A 19,296-nucleotide genomic window follows, 5' to 3' on the forward strand; every position below is an offset into this window, starting at 1 on the left:
ACTTTATAAATTACTTCGGAGATCTATAGAAGTAGAAGTACCTCGCCCCTACTTCCAACTAACCTTCATATCATTAACATTATCTCTTCGCGATGAGCTAACCGCTATGCCTTTCGAGTCACCATCGAGGAACGTAAATCCTTCCAGTTCATCGGTGCGGTCAAGGTCCACTACTTTAATTACCTGTTGTGTGCCGGTTTCCATTGATTTATTAAAATCCAGGTAGGTGAACCGCCATCTTCTGCCTTCTATCTGGTTCTGAATAAGCACCAGTATATTCCTGGCGGCGATCCAGTGAAGATTTTGCACCCAGGGTGTACAGGTAAACTTTTTTACCAGCACGCCTTTTTCGCTGGTCTTTTTTGCATGTTGCAATAAGGCAGGATCGTATAGCCGCACTTCATTTCCTTTATCGCCATAATCGGCTGTGGCTACATACCACTTGCCTTTGTATTGCACGTATTCGGGCCGGGTTCCCTGTATGCAGGCATCATCTTCGATGGTATTGAGCAGGTTGCCATCCAGTGTGCCGGTGGTTAACAAACCCTGCCAGTTTACACAGTATATCACTGCTTTCCATTTGGTACCGGCCGCATCGAGCCGAATGCTGTTTCCAATAAAAGTGGGTGCCTGTCCATTCCAGGCAATACCCGTTGGGTGATTGATCACATCCACCCCATTCTCAGTAAGCTTAACTTCTTTATTTATGTAAACCGGTGAGTCGCCGGTCATTTTAAATTCGCGGATCATACCTACTTCCCGATCACCATATAAGAACAGGCGTCCTTTTTGAAAAGAGGCACCCTGACAGGCTCCTAGTGAATCGACTGTGCGGGCCTGCTCAATTTGCATATTGATATTGGCTGGATGGTCTGAGGAGAATAGAAAGAACAAGCTTGTTGCCACAATGGAGAAAAGTTTCATAAACAGTGTTTTGATGATATAAACGGATGAGGCAGGAAGTAAGCCGTACGAGACAGGCAATACGAATCCGAAACCAGTAGCGAGCTACGATTTTCAGCTGTTTCTTATTTCTTATTTCCTACTTCTAAATTCTTTCCCGGACTAAGGATCTAATGGTTCAGTTGGATTAATTTGTAATGCTTCAATGGCTGGAAAAAACTCAGCTTCCGTTTCCGTAAGGCGTTTGCCATTTTGAAAGGGTACTTCATTTAACTCCTTTAAGCATCTCGCGGCAAGTGTGTTAGTGATCATCATACTTTGCCCACCTGAAGTGGTAGTGACACAGGCTTTGTTGAAGGGCATTCCATATCGGTAAATGAGCCGTACGCAGTTTCGTAAATTAGTAGTTGTATGCCTGGCATGTGGCTCAATGATGATGGCGTTTTCGGGTATATTCAATTTTTCGATCAGGAACTTTTTCATTTCAATGGCTTCGCACCAGGTGGTTTTGTACGGATGTACTTTACCGCCCGATACCACCACAAAAGGCGCAGCGCCTTTTTTATATTGCACGGCAGCCAGTCTGCAACGCAACATACCTTCAGCACTTAATGGCGTCTGGGGTTCTTCAGGTCCCGCACCAGGTACCAGGATCACAGAATAGGGATACGCATTCCATTTAATAGTTTTGATCCTGTCAAACGCCGCTTTGTTCGCTTTTTCTGTCATAGGTTCGTAATCGGCTGCCTGTTCACGCTCGTTTATTTCCAGGTAACGAAGCGCACAGGTAAGGGAGGGTACAAAAAACAAACGGGCATCGGCACATTCGCTGGCTACGGTATAGGTGGTAGTATATAATAATGAACCGTAGCGTCTGTCATGTACATTGAAGCTGATGGAATCAATGAGGGGATAATTCGGTTTTTTACCTTCAGCATATACGCCAATGGCATAGTTGATACCACGTGCATCCTGCTCCCAGGCTTTTACCAGCATTTCCGCAGGGGCACTGTTCTTATATAAGATATAGGCACCGGAAGCAATCAAATGTTTTTGCACTAAACGGCCCAACGCATTGTTATTATTATATAATGCCATTAAACGGGCGCTTACGTCACTAATTTCTTTTTCGCTAAACTCCATGCGTTCTGCATAACAGGCCAAATTACCAGTGCATTCTTTACCGGCTTTTGAAAGACCTGCCAGTTTGTTTGCTGCTATAGAAGCCAGTAAGGTATCGTGTTCCAACATCTTTGCTACCACACTATCCTGTTGCAACAGGGTAAGCAAGTAGTAGTTCTTTGATTGCACAAAGTTGTTGCCCCTGATCAGTTTGTAGTGGGGATCCGGTGTAGTCTGTTGACCATTTACTATAATACCAATACCAAATAAAAGTGTAGCCAGTACAAATATTCTCATGTTGCCTTAGTTGGAATAATCGAATGCAAAATTGGTTTAGTTGCGTTATTCTATTATCAATAAGACATTATGCAATTATTAAATGTAAGTAAGAACGACAATAACGACAGTTGAAAAAGCAGGTTAATGCGGTTATGGCAACTATTAATGCATTTAATAATTGAATGAGTTGCAAAAAGGTTCAGAACATAAAACCCCTGAGAAACATATCGTTTCCCCGGGGAAGTGATACAGGATCCCGGATAATGCATCATTTTCAAAGGATAATAACCGTATACTTTGTAATCGGTTACATGCAATCAGCGGTATACAGCTTTATAAAACCGGCATTTTAAAAAAAGCTGTCCGGCAGTTAATAAAATACCGGTTTTTGCAAAAATCATATCATAAACAGCATGCGTTTCAATACCTCCACCTGTTATTAATTACTTTTTAAACAATTTCTGCCCAAAATCCTTAAACCACTGACATATATCATATTACTATGGTCATGGTTTTTAAAGGGGACTGCCAGTTCAACTCCCCACCTGCCGTGTTTTCCCAAAGATCATGGCGTCCTGCCTGGTTTTTTTGGAATCGATTTCAGGTCACCCTTATTTATGCTCCCGTCCCCATTAAAACGTTCATGTGCTGCAATTAGAAATCTTTTACCGAAAAAGTGCCAATTATTTTTGTAATCGGTTACATTTTCTTTAGAAATTATATAATTTCGTCTCTGATAGCACCGCTGCTATCTCACCGATTGATAACGATTGAGAATTGAATAACTAATTGCTGTATGCTGCTTGCGGAAAATCTTTCAATTGCCAAACCGGGGCTATGTCCTTCTTCCATAGCCCCATTCCCTGTAGTTATACCTCATTATTATACTGAATTAACAATAGTTCATTGCAATCTGACCCGGGTTGCAGAACCAGCCGGCTACCCTAACCAGTTACCCTCCCGTTCCATAATCATTTATTAGTAACGCATTAAAATCAAACTATGCTCATGCAAAAGTTAACTAAGCACAAAATAATAGCCAGCTTTTTCCGGTTATCTACCGGGCGGTTATTATTTGTTCTATTTTCCACTGCTTGTCTGTTGAGCGGGCCTATCTCAGCATTCGCCCAGGGAACAACCGTTCATGGCCGGGTTACCAGTGATTCAGGCTCAGCTATAGCAGGTGCTACTGTTTCCATAAAAGGAACCAACACCGGCACTTCCACCAACGAAAAAGGTGAATTTACCATAGCAGCCACTAAAGGGGCTGTGCTCGTTATTTCAAACATTGGATTTAAAGCAAAAGAAGTGACTGTAGGAAACAGTGATCAATTGACCGTTCAACTGACCGCTGTTACCCAAAGTTTTGACGAAGTAGTAGTGGTTGGTTATGGTACCCGCCGCAAAAAAGACCTTACTGGTTCTGTTGCCAGTGTAAACCTGGAAACAATGGCCAATTCTCCCAATACCAACGTTGGTCAATATTTGCAGGGAACGGTACCGGGACTAAATGTTGGGTTGTCAACATACGCCGGTGGCACGCCGCCCATTTCGGTTCGTGGACAAAATACCCTTAGCGGTAACCAGAATGTACTGATTATCGTTGACGGTATTCAATACACCGGCTCGCTATCATCTATCAATCCTGATGACATTTCTTCTATAGATGTATTAAAAGACGCCAGCTCTACCGCGGTATATGGAGCGCAGGCCGCCAATGGTGTATTATTGATCACTACCAGAAAAGGCCGTGCCGGCAAAACAAGGATCAGTTTTTCCAGTTCTTACGCCAGCCAAAAACCCACCAGTGACCTGCGGCCAATGAACCGTGAAGAATACCTGAAAAATATAACAGAGGCAACCTGGAATAAGGCATACCTGGCTCCCGATTATACCACACCGGACCCAAGCTTCAATGTGGCGGATTGGGTAGATGCCACCATGAAAGTCAATGGTCAGTTATTGCCCTATGATTATAACTGGTACGATGCGGCTACCAATACCGGAAACATCATTGAAAATAACCTGAGCATTTCAGGTGGCAGCGACAAGGTCACTTACCTGTTATCAGGCGGCCTGACCAATCAAAAGGGATTTGTCATCAATGATATCTTTAAAAGAAAAAGTATCCGGGCCAATATTGAGGTAAAACCGCTCACCTGGTGGAAGGTAGGAATCATTTCCAGCGGGTCATTTGTAAACCAGGATGGGGCCGAACCTTCTTTGAACAGCATTATGCGCTGGTCGCCCCTGCAAGAGCCATACGATTCTGCCGGCAAGTTGATTCCCTTCCCTACCAAAACACTGGAACCTAATCCATTTTCAACTTATTATGTTGATGATAAGGAAAGACACAATTATTTGTTTGCGAACGTGTATACCGACATCGACTTCCCCTTTCTGAAAGGACTCAATTACCGCATGAACTTCGGTAATAATTATACCGTTGATCAGCATTTTTTCAGCAGCATTTATGGCGCCAACTCGACCGGGGAAGCCTCAAAATACAATAGAGAATATTATGACTACACATTCGATAATATTCTCACCTATAGTAAAACATTCGGCAAACATGATATTTCAGCCACCTTATTATATGGTGCCATAGAAAGAAGAGCAGACTCTACCTACGCAAGAGCAACCGGGTTCGACCGGCTTAACCTTAGTTATAATAATCTTTCCCTTGGCACTGTTTTTAATGATACAACGGGCCAGTGGACAGAAAGGCTGAACTACCAAATGGCAAGGTTTAATTATAAATTCAACGATAAATACCTGTTAACGGCTACCATTCGCCGCGATGGCTTCTCGGGATTTGCCGCCAACAATAAGTATGCTTACTTTCCCACAGCAGCCCTGGGTTGGATCATTTCTTCAGAAGACTTCATGAAAGATATTTCTTTCGTGAACTACCTGAAGCTAAGAGCAGGTTATGGTTTAAGTGGCAACCAAACACCGAGATACACTTCCATAGCCAGGGTAAATGTTAATCCTTCTTATGTATTTGGCGATGGAGGCAACCCGGCCATTGGCCAGCAGGTAGTAGCCCTTGGTAACCCCGATCTGAAATGGGAAAAAACACGCGGGTTAAACTTCGGCATCGACTTCAACCTGATCAATAACCGGCTTTATGGTAACATCGATGCTTATTTCAACAGCACCAAAGATCTTTTATACAGTATTGCCATCCCGGATATTACCGGCTTCAGCATCATTCAAACCAATGTGGGCGAATTGCGCAACAATGGTATAGAGGCATCCATCTCTTATAAAATTCTGGACCAGCAAAATTTTCACTGGACAGCTACCGCCAACGTATGGGCTAACCGGAACAAGATCGTTACTATTACAGGAACCGATGCGGATCATGATGGCAAAGAAGATGACCTGCCGGCAAGCGGCCTGTTCATCAACAAATCACGCAACGCCATATACGATTACCAACCCAACGGTATTTATCAGGTTGGTGAAACGCCTATCCCTGGCTTTATTACAGGCACAGAACGCCTGGTTGACCAGAACAAGGATAATGATATTACGCCCGACAAAGACCGGGTTTTCCTGGGTCGCAGAGAACCAGCTTACCAGCTCAGCCTGTATAACCAGTTCTCGTGGAAAGCGCTGTCGGTAAGTATTTTCTTCAATTCTATTCAAGGTGGCAAAGATGGCTTCCTGGGCCCCAACAGTCCTTTCTACTTCCGTGACGATAATGCCATCCGTAATAATTATCCGGTTCAAACAGATTTCTGGTCGCCTGCGAATCCTTCGGGAAAATATCCCCGCAATATTTCAGGCACACATGCCAAGGTTGAGCCCGCTGCCGCTACAGGCAATCCAACGGTTCACCAGATATGGCAGAAAAGAAACTTTATCAGATTGCAGGATGTATCTGTTTCCTATAATCTTACCAGCCTGATCAAGACCATAAAATTCCAGTCGCTGAGTGTATTTGTAAGCGGAAAGAACTTAAAAACCTGGACCAACTGGGAAGGCTGGGACCCTGAAGCACTTGATCTCAATAATCAACCTATGGGCTTAATAACTAACGGACGACCAGTAATGAAATCATTTTCAGTGGGCGTGAACATCACCTATTAGTTTAGTTTATCTATTACGGTTAAAAAAATTAACATGAAACGATACGCATATATATTATTGGCGACGCTTACAGCCGGAAGCCTTTCCTGCAAGAAAAGCTTCCTCGATGAAAACCCTTCCTCCTTCTTAAGCACCAGCAACGCCTTTAACACAGAGGCCGATTTTAATGCCTCAATTAATGACTTATACGGTCTGGTTAGAAGTCATTATTATACGGTCAATGACTTCAACCCATTCTGGTACATGTACCGCACAGATGCTTATTACGATGCTACGGCCACTGCGGCTAACCTGCCCGGAGAGATTGCCGCCAGCGCCACAGCCATCACCAACTTTGCCTGGGCGCCGCATTACAAGATCATTGAGGAAGCGAACACCATTCTTCACCGGCTTCCTACTTCCAGCCTTACGGCAGCACAACAAACTTTATTTGAAGCAAAAGCCAAGTTTTTCAGGGGGCTGGCTTACCGGGCGCTTGGTTATTTATATGGCGGCGTTCCGCTGAACTTAAATGAAATAGAAACACCCAAAACAGACTTCACCCGCGCTACCAGGGAAGAAGTATACGCACAGGTAGAAGAAGACCTGAATTTTGCAGCTGCCAATCTACCCGATATCGCCTCCACATCCGTGAAGGATGGAGAGATCAGCAGCACGGCTGCTTATCACCTGCTTGCCGAAGTATATAATGCCGACAAACAATATCAGAAAGCGGTTGATGCAGCCACAAAGGTCATCAATAACCCGGCCATGAAACTGATGACAACCCGGTTCGGCACCCGCAGAACAGTTACGCCCGGCGATGTGTATTGGGACCTGTTCCAGCGTGGTAATCAAAACAGAAAATCAGCCGGCAACACAGAAGCCATATGGGTAATACAAATTGAAACAGATGTACCAGGCGGCGGCGGCAGTACCACCGGTGGATCACAATTTGGCGTATATGCAGCAGAACGCGTACATGCCCCACTGGTACGGGATTTAACATCGCCGGTAGGCACCACCAAAGTCCCTTTGTTTAACTGGCCTATGGGTGATTATACCGGTGGGCGGGGTGTAGGCTTCCTGGCCCCTTCTTACTGGTTCAGCGATACCGTTTGGCAAAGCGATTTCATCAACGATATTCGCAATGCGAATAACAATTTTGTCAGGGAATTTGTGTCGAACAATCCGCAAAGCCCTTATTATGGTAAAATAATTTCCACTCAAAACCCGCCTGGAGATTTAACCGGCATCAATGGACCTATTCAAAAAGGAAAATGGGACCGGGCATTTTACCCTTATCAATCAAAGTGCAGCCAGCCATACGATTATCCAACTTCTTTATATGCCAACCCAACATCAACAGACCCTGTACAAAAGTATGCGCTGAAAGCAGGTGCAGGTGGTACCTATATCGATCAGTATATGAGCCGGCTGGCCGAAACCTTCCTGCTCAGAGCAGAGGCCTATGTTGGCTTAAATAACACAACGGCGGCTGCAGCTGACATCAATGCAGTAAGAAGAAGGGCAGGTGCGTCGGATGTATTATCAGCTAACGTAAATCTTGATTACATACTCGACGAACGACTCAGGGAGTTGGGCATCGAAGAAAAAAGAATGTTAACCCTGATGCGTTTGGGCAAGTGGGTGGAAAGGACCCGGAAATGCAATCCATTTTATGGCCCTCAAATGAAAGACAATTACAACTTATGGCCCATACCCGTTACTGAAATTGAAAAGAACAATAAGGCAGTACTTGAACAAAACCCGGGCTATTAACCGGGAAGGCTCTGATTAAACCAGCACTAAGGAGGGAAACTAACTCATCTCTCCTTAGTTTTTTTTAATTCAGTATATTCATATTGACAAAATAGTTGTTCATGCAGTTGAAAACAGTCCGGTGTATTTGTTCATTTATCACATTAACTATTTTCTTATTGCCAGACGGTATCAGTCAGGTTAACCCTGCCCGGGAACGCATTTCTATAAACGAAGGCTGGAGGTTTATGAAATACACTTCCACACCCGATAAACTGATCTACGACATCCGTCCGGAAGTGGCTGACCGGAACGACAATGTAGTGGCAGACTCCAAACCTACCGAAGCCGTAGCGGTCACTGCGGCAACAAACGTATTAAAAAGCTGGATCCTGCCCAGCGCCAATGATTTTATAAAAGACCCGGCCAAACAGCACCAGCGGCCTGGAGGTAACCCCGGCAGTGATTTTCCTTTTGTACAAAGCAATTTCAATGATGCCAGTTGGGAGCCGGTGAACCTACCGCACGACTGGGCCATCAAAGGCCCTTTTTTCAAAGGCGATCCTGCAGAAGTGGGTGGCGGCATGGGGCGCTTACCCAGTCCTGGTGTAGCCTGGTATCGCCGCAAACTGACCATTCCCGTTACAGATAAGGATAAAATGATCTACCTGGATATAGATGGCGCCATGTCGTATGCCATGGTTTGGCTGAATGGAAACCTGGTGGGCGGCTGGCCGTATGGCTATAACTCTTTCCGGCTTAACCTCACACCTTACATAAAACCTGGTAGCGACAACCAACTGGCAATCCGGCTCGACAATCCGGCCAATTCCGCCCGCTGGTATCCTGGCGGCGGTCTGTACCGGAACGTATGGTTAACAAAACTGGCGCCTGTGCATATAGCGCAATGGGGCACTTTCATACATACGAAAAATGTATCTGCCACCGCAGCCACTGTTGACCTGGCCATTACACTGGAAAACAATTCCACAACCAATCAACGCATTGACCTGGTCACAGAGATCTTCACCATCAATGAAAAAACCGGGAAAGCAGGCAATAAAGCAACCACCTTTCCCCGCTCCACCAATACGGTTCCCGCAGGAAAGAAAATACAAACTGACAATTCGGTTGTACTCAACAATCCAATGTTGTGGGGTCCCGCTCCTGCACAAAAACCTAACCTGTACCTGGCCGTTACCAAAGTATATGCTAATAATAAAATTATAGATGAATATGAAACCCGTTTTGGCATCCGTACGCTTCAGTTTGATGCAGAAAAAGGCCTGCTGGTAAACGGGAAACCGGTGCGTATTCAGGGAGTGAACCAGCACCATGACCTCGGCGCGCTGGGTGCGGCCTTTAATACCCGGGCGGCGGAAAGACAACTGGAGCTGTTGCGTGAACTGGGCTGCAATGCCATTCGCTTATCGCACAACCCGCCTGCCCCTGAATTGCTGGAGCTTACAGACAAGATGGGCTTCCTGGTGATCGATGAAATATTCGACAGCTGGGAAAGAAAAAAAACACCCCATGATTTTCACCTGATCTTTCCCGATTGGTATGAACCCGATACCCGTTCATTTATCAGGCGCGATAAAAATCACCCCTCCATTATTGCCTGGAGTTTCGGCAATGAAGTAGGCGAACAATATACCGGCGACACCGGAGCTGTGGTGGCCCGGAAACTGGCTGAAATAGTACATGATGAAGACAGCACCCGGCCGGCGACCGCTTCCATGAATTACGCCAAACCCGACATGCCTTTTCCCGCAGCACTCGACCTCCTTTGTTTGAACTACCAGGGCGAAGGCATCCGGGATGCACCGGCCTATGCGCACCTCAAAGGCATCAGAACATCGCCCTTATACCCGGCATTTCACAGCAAATTTCCCAATAAAATGATCGTGAGCAGTGAAACGGCGTCGACATTAAGCTCGCGCGGCACTTATATTTTCCCGGTATACAATGGTATCAGTGCGCCGGTAAGCGACAGCACCGGCGGCGATCCCGACAACCGGTTTGTAAGCGCCTATGAACTGTATACAGCCGCTTTTGGCGCCTCGCCTGACAAAGTATTTACCTCACAGGACAAACACCCGTATGTGGCCGGAGAATTTGTGTGGAGCGGATGGGATTATATCGGCGAACCAACCCCGTACTATACGGCCCGTAGTTCTTATTCCGGTATAATAGACCTGGCAGGTTTTAAGAAAGACCGCTTTTTCCTGTACCAGGCCCGCTGGCGCCCCAATTTACCAATGGCACATATACTGCCCCATTGGACCTGGCCCGAACGTACCGGCATGATCACACCTGTACATGTGTTCACTTCAGGTGATGAAGCAGAATTGTTTTTAAACAATAAATCATTGGGCAGAAAAAAGAAAGGCCCCTACGAATACCGCCTTCGCTGGGACAGCGTACAATATACCCCGGGCACACTGCGGGTAGTTGCTTACAGGAACGGTAAACCCTGGGCATATGATACGGCTCACACAGCAGGCGCTGCCGCCAAACTAAAACTACAGCCAGACCGAAGTCTGATAAAAGCAGATGGAACCGACCTGTCGTTTATTACCCTGCGTGTAACGGATGCACAGGGCATACTGGCACCGGACGCCAGCGACTTAATTTCATTCAGCGTTTCAGGTCCCGGTGAAATAGTAGCGACCGATAATGGCGATGCCGCCAACCTGGACCCTTTTCCTTCCCCAGTTAGAAATGCATTCAAAGGACTGGCACTGGTGATCGTTCGTGCAAAAAAGGGAGCGCCGGGTGTTATTACTGTAACAGCGACAGGGAAAGGACTTGCTTCTGCTAAAACAATTATAAAAACTAACTAAACCACCATACAAGACAACAAACAATACATATGAAAAGAAACAGTTTTTTATTGGCTTCCGCTATCGCTGTCGTCTGCAGTTGTAACGATGCTGCATCTGACAAAACACCGGTTCCCGATTCAACGGGAGTGAAAACCACTACAGCAAACGACAAGTATTTATCGCAACCGCTGGTAACGCATATTTATACCGCCGATCCTTCAGCGCATGTTTTTAATGGACGCATTTATATTTATCCGTCGCACGATACGGCCACAGGTACTCCTGAAAACGACAATGGCGACCATTTCAACATGATGGATTATCACATCCTTTCTATGGATTCCGTGGGCGGTAAAGTAACTGACCACGGTGTTGCCTTGCATATAAAAGATATTCCCTGGGCCGGTCGCCAGTTATGGGCGCCCGATGCCGCTTTTGCCAATAACACCTACTACCTGTACTTTCCGGTAAAAGACAAACAGGATGTATTCAGAATTGGGGTAGCTACTTCAAAAACACCGGAAGGGCCTTTTACTCCCGAAAAAGAACCTATTAAAGGCAGTTACAGTATTGATCCCTGTGTATTCAAAGACGACAACGGTTCGTTCTATATGTATTTTGGCGGCATCTGGGGCGGTCAATTACAAAAATGGAAAAACAACCAATACGACAGCACCCGCAAATTGCGTCAGCCCGATGAGCTGGCCATACTGCCCCGGGTAGCCAGGTTGAATGCAGATATGAAGTCATTTGCAGAACCAGTGAAGGAAGTTAAAATACTGGACAGCGCCGGGAACTTGTACAAAGAGAAAAACAACGACCAGCGCTTTTTCGAAGCATCCTGGATGCATAAATACAATGGCAAATATTATTTCTCGTATTCAACCGGCGACACGCATAATATCGTTTACGCCATTGGTGACAGTCCATACGGCCCATTCACCTATAAAGGTTTGCTGTTAGCGCCTGTAGAGGGCTGGACGAATCACCATTCCATTATTGAAAAAGATGGCAGGTGGTATTTGTTCTACCACGATGTTCAACTCTCGGGCAAAACACATTTACGCAACGTAAAGGTGACTCAGTTGACCTATAATCCTGATGGGACCATTCAAACGATACATTCGCAGAAATAAACTGTAAGGTGGGCCATCCGCCAGCTGGCGGATGGCCCACCTTCACAACTTACGACCTGGTAATCTCTTTCAACAACGCTTCATTAAAACCACCTTCCTTCGGATTTGGCATTCCTTTACCAGTAGTGATCAACTTATACAAACTGCCATCTATATAATTCCCCCAGCCCTTCTCACAAACCTCATAACATTCATTTTCGGGAGTCAGTCCAATCTGGGTGAATTGCAGGAGCGTTTTATTGCCGGTTGAGGTAATTTCAAAAATAATGGTATCGCCTTTCCATTCATGCTCGTCCTGCGTAAAATTGAAGTAGTTGTCGAGTACCTGCCAAACAACTTTTTTGTCAGGAACGACTTCGGTCAATTTCATATGGGCCCGATGCACATCCCGGTAGTTATAAACAAATTCATCATTCAACTTTTCGGTTTTGCCTTCAATCCCTTCCGACCACCACGCACGGGGATTGGTAATAGCCCGGAACACTTCTGCCGGTGTTTGATCAACTTCAATAGAAGTTGTATAGTTTTTTGAATGCATAGCTATAATATTTGATTATTAAAAATAAGTTCCTGATAGTAAAGGTACTGTCTTAATGCAGTATGGGCCGGGTACTAATTAGACATTTTACTGGGTTGATTTGGACAAAGTATTGCCGTATCTTTAATACAAATTTTTTATCATGAAACAGGTGGTCATACTGGTACCGAACGAAGATGTGAATTTGAGCAGCGTTACCGGCACGTATGAAATTCTAAAGCGGGCCAATGAATACTGGCAACGGCTGGGAAATGAATCCGGCATGACCATCCAGGTGGCAGGTTATGGGGAAGAATTGCAACTCGATGCCGGCCTGTTTACCATCCATCCTGTACATATACAACAAATTAAAAAAACCGACCTGGTGATCATCCCATCGCTGGCCTGCCGGGATTTCGATATTATCATTCAACAGAACCTGGAATTGGTAAACTGGATCAAAGACCAATATAAAAACGGGGCCGAAATTGCCAGTATTTGTTCCGGCGCCTTCCTGCTGGCAGCCACCGGTTTACTGGAAGGAAAAACCTGTTCAACTCACTGGAATGTGGCTACCGATTTCAAACGCATGTTCCCCAATATCAATCTGCACCTCGATAAACTCATTGCCACTGAACCGGGTATTTATACCAATGGCGGCGCATTCTCTTTTTTAAACCTGTGTTTGTTCCTGGTTGAAAAATACTTTAACCGGCAAACGGCTATTTACTGTTCAAAAATATTTCAGATAGATATTGAACGTTCTTCGCAATCGCCTTTCCTTATATTCCAAATACAAAAGAACCATGGCGATGACCTGGTATGCGAGGCACAGAATTTCATAGAAGAGAACCTGGGCGAGAAGATCTCGTTCGAAGAACTGGCTTCAAAACTGGCCATCAGCCGCCGTAATTTCGACCGGCGTTTTATAAAAGCTACCGGCAATACACCCGTGGAATATTTACAACGGGTTAAAGTAGAAGTAGCCAAACGGGCGCTGGAAAACGGCCGGAAAACAGTATTCGAAGTCATGAACGATGTTGGCTACGCGGATGACAAAGCCTTCCGGGAAGTATTTAAAAAGATCACCGGACTGTCTCCGCTCGACTACAAAGCCAAATTCAACAAAGAGGGCCATCTGAATTAACGCAAGAGGCCATCCTAACTAAAAGTCAGGACAGCCTCTATACCAATACCACATGAGAAAATCGTTGTCGTTAATTGGTAGTTTCCGGCATCAACACCAGTTTAATGTAGTTTTTGTCGTTGATGTATTGTTTCGCGGTTTGTTGAACCGTGGCTGTTGTTACTTGTTTCAACAGTTCAGTTAAACGATACACGCCAGTGGCCGGTTCCTCATTCTGCAAAGCATAGATAAGGTAGCTTAGCCAGAACCGGTTAGAGCGCAACTGGGTTTCGTTACCACGGGTTTGTTCGGCAGCGAATTTCGTAATATCATCAGCCGACACTCCGCTGCTTTTTATTTTCTTAATTTCTTCATTGGCCGCCGCCACCAGTTTTTCCACATTACCGGGCGCACAGGTAAATTGAATATGAAACGTATACCGGCTCTGCGGCAATTTACCATAATTTACACCGGCCTGTGGGGTATACGCGCCGCCTTCCAACTCCCGGATCCTTTCAATCATGCGGTATTGCAATATGGTACCCAGTGCCGATAATTGAATATTATTGACTGCACTGAACTGATAAACGCCGCTATAATACAAACGCACCGTTGCTTTATTGTCTTTGCCTTTGTAAAAGGTTTTATTGATCACCCCATCAGGTATGCGAATCCCCAGGTCTTTAGTTGTTGCTGTTTTACCAGTTACAGGCAGTGAACCCAGGTATTTTTCTATCAATGGAATAAAAGCAGCGGTATCGATACTTCCGGTGAATACAAAAGTAAAACCACCGGCATTGGCAAACAGCTCCCGGTAAATGTCATATATTTTATCGGGGTCAATAGAATCAACCTGATCAGTAGCAATAGGCTTACGCCTGTAGTGATAGTTGCCCAACACCAGGTTTACACTGTCGGCAAAAACGGCCTCCGGATTATTCAATCTATTGGCCATACCTGCTTTGGTGCGACTGATAATATTTTTAAAAATGAGCAAATCTTTACGAGGTGCCGTGAAATATAAATACAACAATTGCAGGGCGGTTTCCAGGTCTTTTGACACGGCAGCCCCATTAAAACCTTCGTAGCGCTCCTGCACCCAGGGTTGCACCTGCGCGGCCTTGCCGGTCATAAATTTTCCCAACTCAACCGGTGCAAAATCCCCTACTCCATTCGCGGCAATTAAGGTTGCATTGGATGCATTGAGGAAATCCTTGTCGGAATAGATGGAAGTGCCGCCTTCACTAAAAGCGCCAAATAATATTTCATCATTTTTGAAATCAGTGGGTTTAACCCATACCGTTATGCCATTGCTCAAGGTGTATTTGATTGCACCTACACTGTCGGCACGTTCCTGTTTTACCACTTTCCCTGCCAGGGGCATTGTTTTTAATAAGCCTGAGGGGTTAACCGTTTCTTTCCGGGGTGATAATTTGTCACTTTCAACTTTTGTGATCCAGCCGTTTACCACGGTTTCCGCAGGCAGGCTGTTTTTATCTTTTTCAGGCGCCGTGATAATGATATCACGGTTGGTTTCCTGCATAGCTTTTGCAGCAAAAGCGTTTATTTCAGTCAGGGTAATATTGCCAACAAACTCTTTGGCCAGCTTGTACTCAACTTCCATGCCTGGCGCGGCTATTTCATTTAGAAAATATTGCAGGTACTCCTGCACGTAGGAACGGGAGGGTGTTTTACTGCTTTCCTTATAGGCATTTTCAAACCCGGTCAGGTAAGCCAGTTTGCCCCGCTCTAACTCACTATTAGTAATCCCATGCTTTTGCATCCGAAGCAATTCTGTATATACAATAGAAAAAGCTTCGGCCATTTTTCCGGGCTTGGGCGAAATTGACACGCTGTATGCATCCAGTCCGCCCATAAAACCCTGTATACCGGCCTGTGCCGAAATAAATGGCGGATCGGGTTGTACCAGCAATTCCCTGAATCTTTCTGCCAACACTGCATTATATAGGGTACGGATGATGGAATTGCGGTAATCGGTCGAAGTCTTTAATGTCGACTCCGGCTGTTTTATCAATATTTCTATCGTGGTAGTAGTTTGTTCGGGATCAGTCAGGGCCCTGAACTGGTTTTTACCGGTAAGCGGAATATTGTACGTGAGTTTGCTTCGTTCCTTTGCCGGGTTCTTCAGATCTCCAAACAACATTTTAATCTGTTGTTCCATACTGTTCACGTCTATGTCTCCAACAACGATCAGGGCTTGCAGATCGGGACGGTACCAGTCTTTATAGAACCGTTTCACCACATCGGGTTTGAAATTATTCAGCACTTCTTCGGTACCAATAGGCAACCGGCTGGCATAACGTGAACCATTCACTGATACAGGAAAGGTTTGGTCCTGCAGCCGCTGTTTGGCGCCGTTGCGTAAGCGTTTTTCTTCCAGTACCACGCCGCGCTCCTTGTTGATCTCTTCCGTTTCAAGTGTGGCTTCTCCGGCCCAGTCACGCATGATCTGCAGCCCGTTTCTTACTATGGAAGTATCATCCGCCGGTAAAGGCAACTGGTACACTGTTTCATTAAATCCGGTATAGGCATTCAGATCGGCGCCAAAGCGCACGCCTGATTTTTGCAGGTAATTCACCAGTTCGTTTTTGGGATAATGTTTGGTACCATTAAAACTCATGTGCTCCATAAAATGCGCCAGTCCGCGCTGGTTATCTTCTTCCTGCATGGAGCCTACTTTATTGGCCAGGTAAAATACCACCCGTTTTGCCGGTTCGGCATTATGACGAATGAAATAGGTAAATCCATTAGGTAGTTTACCGGTGCGCACTGCCGGGTCAAGTGGCAGGGATTGCGCCCTGGCCTGCCATGTGGAAGCAGCAATTAATACCACCAGCGGCAGGCTCCGCCTTGCGGAATGAAGTGTCAGCATATCTCGTGTAGTTTATTAAGAATTGGATGCTTGTATAATGTCGATTATGTTCTCGTTTTCAATGATGATCATCCCATGCCGGTCGTTAGTAATACCTTCCGTCAGTCGATAGGTGTAGCGGGGCACAGCACCTTCCATTATAGTAGGCAAATAAGCAAACTGCAGGTTGGGGCGATTGTGTAAAGCGGCTCCTACTTCTATAATGTGGGTACTTACAATGAACACACAACGGTGGTATTGGGAAAATGCCGCCGTTACTGCCAGGGTAGCATCGTATGCGTCTTTTACGTTCGTTCCCTTGAACAGCTCATCAAAAACCACTACTATGTTCTTACCGCTGCTCACTGCTTCCGCCACCTGTTTCACCCGCAACACTTCCGCATAAAAATGGCTATAACCCAATGCAATATTATCGGGCACATTGATGGAGGAATATAACCCATCGCGAACAGAAAACTCCATGTCGCCGGCTGCCACGGGGAAACCCATATGAGCGAGATACACCGCAATGCCAAACGATTTCATAAAGGTTGATTTGCCCGCCATATTGGCCCCGGTAAGAAACAGCACGTTGTTGGCAGCGGTAAAGGCCAGGGGGTTGGATACGGCTTTGTTTAAACCCGGATGCCGCAAGGCGGTGGCACGAAAACAGTTTTGGGCAGCAGGCAGTGCCCGGGCATAACTAAACTCCTTTTCCCGCGCCACATCGCTCACTGCGACAAAAACGTCCAGTTGGTAGAGGGTATCAAGCACCCTTTCCATTTCATGCCGCAACACGCCGCGCAACAAGTGATCGTATTTAGCAGCTTTGACAAATGGCAATGGTTGTACCGCCTGCACTTCGCTCAACCACGACAAGCGGTTGTCATTTAAAATTGCATTAGCGGGTTGCACCAGTTCAATATCAAGCGTATTGAATAATTCCTTTATGATCTGCAAGGCCCTGATGGTGGTAACCAACCCGGTTTGTAAGGTATTGTATTGTTCATCGCGCAAAAAAGCGTTCATTATTTTTTTGCGCCCCATACCGGCGTAGATACTTAAGGCATTGCTGCCGGCATCGCTTTCCAGGTAATTTTCAACCAGGCTAAACTGTTCATGGCTAAAAGGAAAGGTTATTTTTTTATCCTGAAAGAACCTGAACACACTACTGCGTTTATTTATGGCATCGGCATCAATCATAGGGTTATGGAACATATTATCGAGCAACCGTTCTCCTCCTGCCGTTTTTATTTTATTAAAAACGCCATATACCGAGTTGGGTCTGAACTTTCCCAACAGGTTTAAATCATCCAGTGTTTGTTTATCTGCTATAAAGCTCATACAACGCTCCTTTGTTTTAAACCAGCTTCCAGGATATTCAGGATGCCTTCATTGCTAATGATGATCATGCCGTGGCGATCGTTGGTAATGCCTTCTTCCAGCGTATATGTATAAACTGGCTGGCTGCCATTCATACGGGTAGGCAGGTACAGAAAGCGTACATTGGCACACCGTTCCTTCAATACTTCCCCGGCTTCAATAATATGGGTGGAAATAACAAACAGGCTGTTTTTCCTGGAAGCAAAGGCCGTGGTAATGGCAATAGTTGCTTCGTAGGCATCTTTCACATTGGTGCCCCTGAACAGCTCATCGAATACAATGAACAATTTTTTGTTCTGGCTTAGCTCATGGGCAATCTTTTTTACCCGCAACACTTCCGCATAGAAATGACTGGCGCCCATACCCAGGTTATCGGGCAGGTTGATGGTGGTGTAAATACCATCCAGCACTACAAACTCCATTTGTTTAGCAGCCACCGGAAAACCCATGTGCGCGGTATACAGGGCAATGCTCAATGATTTCATAAAGGTGCTTTTCCCTGCCATATTCGCACCGGTAAGAAAGATCACATTCCCTTCAGGGGAAATATGAATAGTATTGGGTACTGCATTCTTTACTTGCGGATGGTATACCCCATTCAGTTTTACCAGGTAATTGCTGTTGCTCATTGCCTCGGGAAATACAAAATTATGCGCCACCGCTACTTTGGCTACCGCCATGTACACATCCAGGAAATAAATATGCCGCAGTAATTTCCGGATACTATCCCTGTACCGGAAGCGTAACAACGTATCAAACTGTACCATGTCGGGCTGCGACAGCCTGATGCTGCTGTTCAGTACCGGCAACAATCCCGGCTCGCTTACCATGTCAACGACCGCCTCTTTTTCTGCCTGGTAAAAGGGCGTATGAAGTGTCGCGACAAATCCCCCTACTGTTTTCAGTATTTCCGTCACCGCCTGTACGCCTTTATGTATTATCTGCGTTTCTACATCCACTGCAATCATGTTGCCCAGCTTGCGGGTAAGGGTTTGATCACCGCTGCTAAGCCTGGTACGCTCATCGGTATTGTTCAGGTAAGTTTCAGCTGCGTCAAAATGGGTGGCATTAAAAGGGAACTCCTTCTCTGATGCAGCAAAATATTTAATAATACCTATACGCTGGTTGATCGCCCTTTCATCTGACAACGGGTAACGGAACATTTCTTCCATAATCGATGCACCACCCCGGGTGATGCAACGATTATAGATATTGAACAGGGCATTGCCGCCATGTTTCCCGAATATATTCAGGTCTTCCAGCGTTTGTTTATCGGTTGTAAATAACATAGC

Annotated in this window: 11 protein-coding genes; 5 read left to right on the forward strand and 6 right to left on the reverse strand. The window is 45.6% G+C overall.

Annotation, left to right across the window (positions count from 1 at the left end):
- Positions 1-48: 48 nt before the first annotated feature.
- The gene (locus tag BMX95_RS18390; RefSeq protein WP_081202575.1) at positions 49-924 is read right to left on the reverse strand and encodes a hypothetical protein; all 876 of its coding nucleotides are present in this window, start codon (positions 922-924) and stop codon (positions 49-51) included.
- A 141-nt stretch (positions 925-1,065) separates the two neighbouring features.
- Positions 1,066-2,322: a YdcF family protein gene (locus BMX95_RS18395; protein ID WP_081202574.1), complete on the reverse strand. Its 1,257-nt coding sequence runs from the start codon at positions 2,320-2,322 to the stop codon at positions 1,066-1,068.
- 990 nt (positions 2,323-3,312) lie between these two features.
- On the opposite strand from BMX95_RS18395, the gene BMX95_RS18400 reads away from it, so the two are divergent.
- The 4 genes from BMX95_RS18400 to BMX95_RS18415 all read left to right on the forward strand — a co-directional run bounded on the left by BMX95_RS18400 (position 3,313) and on the right by BMX95_RS18415 (position 12,106).
- On the forward strand, positions 3,313-6,402 hold the full coding sequence (locus BMX95_RS18400) for a SusC/RagA family TonB-linked outer membrane protein (protein ID WP_081202939.1): 3,090 nt from the start codon (positions 3,313-3,315) through the stop codon (positions 6,400-6,402).
- 33 nt (positions 6,403-6,435) lie between these two features.
- Positions 6,436-8,163 carry a RagB/SusD family nutrient uptake outer membrane protein gene (locus tag BMX95_RS18405; protein ID WP_081202573.1) on the forward strand — a complete coding sequence of 576 codons (1,728 nt, stop codon included), beginning with the start codon at positions 6,436-6,438 and terminating at the stop codon, positions 8,161-8,163.
- Between the two features lie 101 nt (positions 8,164-8,264).
- The gene (galB, locus tag BMX95_RS18410) at positions 8,265-10,988 is read left to right on the forward strand and encodes a beta-galactosidase GalB (RefSeq protein WP_081202572.1); all 2,724 of its coding nucleotides are present in this window, start codon (positions 8,265-8,267) and stop codon (positions 10,986-10,988) included.
- A gap of 29 nt (positions 10,989-11,017) precedes the next feature.
- Positions 11,018-12,106: a glycoside hydrolase family 43 protein gene (locus BMX95_RS18415; protein WP_081202571.1), complete on the forward strand. Its 1,089-nt coding sequence runs from the start codon at positions 11,018-11,020 to the stop codon at positions 12,104-12,106.
- 49 nt (positions 12,107-12,155) lie between these two features.
- On the opposite strand, the gene BMX95_RS18420 is transcribed toward BMX95_RS18415, so the two are convergent.
- Positions 12,156-12,644 (reverse strand): SRPBCC family protein, encoded by a 489-nt coding sequence (locus tag BMX95_RS18420; protein WP_081202570.1) that lies wholly within the window; start codon positions 12,642-12,644, stop codon positions 12,156-12,158.
- 142 nt (positions 12,645-12,786) lie between these two features.
- Between BMX95_RS18420 and BMX95_RS18425 the strand changes: the two genes are divergently transcribed.
- Positions 12,787-13,770 (forward strand): GlxA family transcriptional regulator, encoded by a 984-nt coding sequence (locus BMX95_RS18425; protein WP_081202569.1) that lies wholly within the window; start codon positions 12,787-12,789, stop codon positions 13,768-13,770.
- A gap of 70 nt (positions 13,771-13,840) precedes the next feature.
- Here BMX95_RS18425 and BMX95_RS18430 read toward each other — a convergent pair whose 3' ends face one another.
- Genes BMX95_RS18430 through BMX95_RS18440 form a run of 3 tightly spaced genes read right to left on the reverse strand, consistent with a single transcriptional unit; the run spans position 13,841 to position 19,293 of the window.
- The gene (locus tag BMX95_RS18430) at positions 13,841-16,642 is read right to left on the reverse strand and encodes a M16 family metallopeptidase (RefSeq protein ID WP_081202568.1); all 2,802 of its coding nucleotides are present in this window, start codon (positions 16,640-16,642) and stop codon (positions 13,841-13,843) included.
- A 15-nt stretch (positions 16,643-16,657) separates the two neighbouring features.
- The gene (locus BMX95_RS18435; protein WP_081202567.1) at positions 16,658-17,965 is read right to left on the reverse strand and encodes a MutS-related protein; all 1,308 of its coding nucleotides are present in this window, start codon (positions 17,963-17,965) and stop codon (positions 16,658-16,660) included.
- Positions 17,962-19,293 carry a MutS-related protein gene (locus BMX95_RS18440; protein ID WP_081202566.1) on the reverse strand — a complete coding sequence of 444 codons (1,332 nt, stop codon included), beginning with the start codon at positions 19,291-19,293 and terminating at the stop codon, positions 17,962-17,964. The genes BMX95_RS18435 and BMX95_RS18440 overlap by 4 nt, the downstream gene beginning before the upstream one ends.
- Between the last annotated feature and the right edge of the window lie 3 nt (positions 19,294-19,296).

It is taken from the genome of Niastella yeongjuensis (assembly GCF_900110245.1).
Classification (GTDB): domain Bacteria; phylum Bacteroidota; class Bacteroidia; order Chitinophagales; family Chitinophagaceae; genus Niastella; species Niastella yeongjuensis.